Source organism: Brevundimonas sp. CURTG3B2_SDJG (assembly GCF_057364705.1).
Genome location: NZ_JBNFOJ010000286.1, coordinates 1 through 3,452, shown reverse-complemented (window position 1 = coordinate 3,452; position 3,452 = coordinate 1). Strand labels below are relative to the sequence as shown.

At 69.2% G+C, this 3,452-nt stretch carries 6 protein-coding genes and 1 pseudogene; 1 reads left to right on the top strand and 6 read right to left on the bottom strand.

Features of this window, described 5'->3' with window-relative positions; translation table 11 throughout:
- The 6 genes and pseudogenes from AC2W7C_RS15155 to AC2W7C_RS15130 all read right to left on the bottom strand — a co-directional run.
- Nucleotides 1-171, bottom strand: a 171-nt coding sequence (locus AC2W7C_RS15155; RefSeq protein WP_486002153.1) for a TFIIB-type zinc ribbon-containing protein, incomplete at its 3' end; no start/stop codon positions are given.
- 283 nt (nucleotides 172-454) lie between these two features.
- A pseudogene (locus tag AC2W7C_RS15150) lies at nucleotides 455-925 on the bottom strand (glutathione S-transferase family protein); the annotation flags it as partial.
- A 3-nt stretch (nucleotides 926-928) separates the two neighbouring features.
- A complete protein-coding gene (locus AC2W7C_RS15145; RefSeq protein WP_486002152.1) occupies nucleotides 929-1,396 on the bottom strand; it encodes an SRPBCC family protein in 468 nt (155 codons plus the stop codon).
- Nucleotides 1,393-2,058 carry a dihydrofolate reductase family protein gene (locus tag AC2W7C_RS15140; RefSeq protein ID WP_486002151.1) on the bottom strand — a complete coding sequence of 222 codons (666 nt, stop codon included), beginning with the start codon at nucleotides 2,056-2,058 and terminating at the stop codon, nucleotides 1,393-1,395. The genes AC2W7C_RS15145 and AC2W7C_RS15140 overlap by 4 nt, the downstream gene beginning before the upstream one ends.
- Entirely contained in the window at nucleotides 2,058-2,555 is a 498-nt protein-coding gene (locus AC2W7C_RS15135) for an SRPBCC domain-containing protein (RefSeq protein WP_486002150.1), read from the bottom strand. Before AC2W7C_RS15135 ends, AC2W7C_RS15140 begins: the two co-directional genes overlap by 1 nt.
- Before the next feature lie 2 nt (nucleotides 2,556-2,557).
- A complete protein-coding gene (locus tag AC2W7C_RS15130) occupies nucleotides 2,558-2,899 on the bottom strand; it encodes an ArsR/SmtB family transcription factor (RefSeq protein ID WP_486002149.1) in 342 nt (113 codons plus the stop codon).
- 88 nt (nucleotides 2,900-2,987) lie between these two features.
- Between AC2W7C_RS15130 and AC2W7C_RS15125 the strand changes: the two genes are divergently transcribed.
- On the top strand, nucleotides 2,988-3,365 hold the full coding sequence (locus tag AC2W7C_RS15125; protein WP_486002148.1) for a hypothetical protein: 378 nt from the start codon (nucleotides 2,988-2,990) through the stop codon (nucleotides 3,363-3,365).
- Nucleotides 3,366-3,452: the final 87 nt, after the last annotated feature.

The window sequence follows — 3,452 nt, the reverse complement described above, 5'->3', positions numbered from 1 at the left end:
CGGCTGCGGCGCGGCGGCGCGGCCTTCGGCCGTGGCGGCCTCCATCAGCTTCTCCAGCTCGCCGCGGTCCAGCCAGACGCCCCGGCAGCTCGGGCACATGTCGAACTGGACCCCGCCCCGCTCCAGCGTCTGCATGGCGGCGTTGTCGTTCGGGCACATCAACAGCGGCATCGGCGTCTCCTTCGTCCGTTGCTGAAAGAGCTACGGGGCCGAACCGGTTCAGCCAAGACGGCGCGGCGATCCGCCGCGCGCTCGGCGCGCCCTGCGTCAGTCGATCGCCGGCGGGGCCGGCATCAGGTCGCCGAAGGGGGCCGCGTCCTCCAGCGCCCGGACGAACGACGGCCGGGCCAGGAGCCGCCCATGCCAGGCCGTTCAGCCGGGGCCGGTCGCCGAACGGGACCAGCCGGCGGGCGTAGGTCATCAGCGGCGCCGCGGCGCAATCGGCCAGGGTGAAGGTCTCGCCCGCCCCCCAGGTCCGCCCGTCGCGCAGACGGTCCTCCAGCAAACCCCAGGCGGCCTCCAGCTCCTTGTACTCGAGCGCGAGGGCCGCCTCGTTCGGCGGGCCGCCCCGACCCAGACGGTTGAAGACGATCCGGTTCATCGGGCCGCCGACGTAGATATCCAGAATCCGATCTACGAACCGGGCTTCCAGAGCTTGGTCCGGATCGGACGGGATCAGTCGCCCGCCGCCCGCCAACCGATCCAGCCGCTCGATCACGATGGAGGATTCGAACACCGTCTCGCCGCTCTCCGGATCGATCAGCACCGGCATCTTGGCGAAGGGAGAGACCTTCAGAAAGCCGGCCATGGCGGCCTCGCTGCCGTCCACGAGGTTCAACTCGAACGGCAGGCCCAGTTCGTAAAGCGCCACCGCCGCCTTCTGGCCGTAGCCGGCGTAGGGATGTGACCACAGGATCAGGGTCATGGTTCAGCTTTCCTTCGTGTGGGCCGCCAGCCAGGCGGCCAGGTTGTCCATGCCGGCGGCCGTACCTTCTTCGCGCTCCGCCCAGCCGTCCTCGCCGAAATAGACGCCCTGCTCGTTGAAGATCAGGCGTGCGCCTTCACCCTCGGCCAGGATCTCGATCGAGGCGATCGACGCCGACAGCTTCCGCCCGCCGACATGCATCACGAAGGCGAAGACGAACCGCTGGTCGGGCACGATGTCGAGGTAGGTCCCTTCGAACAGGTGCTCCCCGTCGTCGGCCGGGCCGCGGCTGATCTCGCGCCCGCCGACCTGGAAATCCAGCCGGTCGATCACGGGCGAGGCGACATGGTCGCATCCCATCCACCGCTGCTTGATCTCGCGGTCCGCAAAGGCGGCGAAGACCCTCGCCGGGCGCGCGTCGTAGCGCCGTTCGACCGTGAAGGCGCCGAAGAAGAGACGTCCGTCCGTCACGATCCGCCTCCCGCGCCGCGACGGACGATCTCCAGATGCGTGGCGCGCTCGCCGGCCGTCGACCGGGCGACGCCATAGCCGAGGGCGGGCAGGTTCAACCCCTCCCAGAAAGGCTCGCCCCGACCCAGCAGAACCGGCGAGATCGCCACGTGCATCTCGTCGATCAGGCCCGCCTCCAGATACTGGCGGATCGTCGCGGCCCCGCCGCCGATGCGGACATCCTTGTCGCCCGCCGCCGCCTTCGCCTTGTCGAGCGCCGCCTCGATCCCGCCGGTCTCGAAATGGAAGACGGTGCCGCCTTTCATCTCGAGGGAGGGCCGGGCGTGATGGGTCAGGACATAGGTCGGGACGTGATAGGGCGGCTCCTCGCCCCACCAGCCCTTCCAGTCGTCATCCGGCCAATCGCCGCGGCTTGGGCTGAACATGTTGCGGCCCAGGATCCAGGCGCCGGCGCCCTGCATGCCCCGTTCGGCGAAACCGTTGTCGATCCCCTCGGAGCCCACGCCCTTTCCGAACAGGGTCTGGAAGGTCTTGGTGGGATAGAACCAGTGGTGCAGCAGCTCCCCGCCGACGCCCAGCGGATTCGCGAGGCTCTGGTCCGGACCGGCGGCGAATCCGTCGGCGGAGACCGCGAAGCTGTTGACGCGGACCTTGCCGGCCATCACGCGGCCTCCCCGAGCTCGAGGGCGAGCTTGCCCAGCATCTCGGCGCAGCCTTCCTCGCGCAGCGGGATATGGGCCGCGCCGTCCTCGCCGAAGAAGGCGCCCTGTTCGGTGTAGATCAGGCGCGTGCCCGACCCGTCGGCGACCAGCTCCGTGGTCGCCAGGGAAGCCGAGATCCGCTCCTTCTCCCCGCCGACGATGCGGCCCATCACATAGCTCAGGATGATGCGGCCGTTGTCGACGATTTCGAGGTATTCGGTGTCGTTGAACCAGGTGTCGTTCGTCTCGTCGCCAAACCGGAAGCGCCCGCCGGCGCGGCCGCCGACCCGGAAGTCGTGCTCCCACTCATGAATGGTCCAGCCCTCGCCGTCGACGAACCAGCGGCGGAAGGCGGCCGGGTCGGAGTAGGCGCGGAAGACTCGTTCGGGCGCGGCGTCGTAGCGACGCTCGATGGTGAAGGTCCCATGGGCCAGGACGGGCGTGCTTGGCGTCGTCATCGTCATTTCTCCGTTTCAGGCTTGGTTTCGTCCAGAAAGACGCCGAGGCGGTCGAGGCTGCGCTCCACCGACTTTCGCCGGTCGTTCAGCCACCGCTCGGCTGCGGTGATCGCCCCCGCCTCGACCCGGCAGGTGCGGACCCGGCCGACCTTTTCCGAGGTCACCAGGCCCGAGGCCTCCAGCACCTTCAGGTGCTGGACGACCGCCGACATCGACATGGCGAACGGCTCCGCCAGCTCGCTGACCGAGGCCGGGCCGCGCGCCAGTCGCTCGACCATGGCCCGCCGGGTCGGGTCCGACAGGGCCTGGTAGGCGAGATCGAGGGGATCTTGATACTGAAGCATTCACTTAAGTATTCCAGCGCAGCGAGAAACGCAACCCCCCGTTAATCGACGCGGCGCACGATTCCGGCCTCGTCCCGGGAGAGGCGCGATGTCGACCATTCAGACTGGCAGCTATCGCCGTCAGCGCGATCATTTCGAGCCGCAGGACATCGACCCGCAGGAACAGCGCAGGCTGAGGGGACTGCTCGAGCAGATCGACTACGCGGCCTTCATCGCCAACCGCGAGGTGCTGGGGCAGGTGCTGCCGGGCGTGACGCCCGACACCTTCCAGAAGCTGGCGGTGCTGACCTCCACCGCCCGGGCGAAATGGGCGGCCGAGGGCCTGCGCCAGTCGGAATCGGGCGCGCCGTCCACCCCGGACCAGATCGCGCGGCTGACCGCCGCGCGCACCGCCTACGAGGAACTGGCCGAGGTCTATGAAGGCCTGCGCCGGATGGTCGAGCGCGGCTATCTGACCATGCGCTGAGGCCCGGGCCTCGAGGCGGGCCTTCTATTCCAGAGGCTGGGGCCGCGTGGCGATCCGGGGCGTGCCGGATCGGCGTTGGGCCGTTCG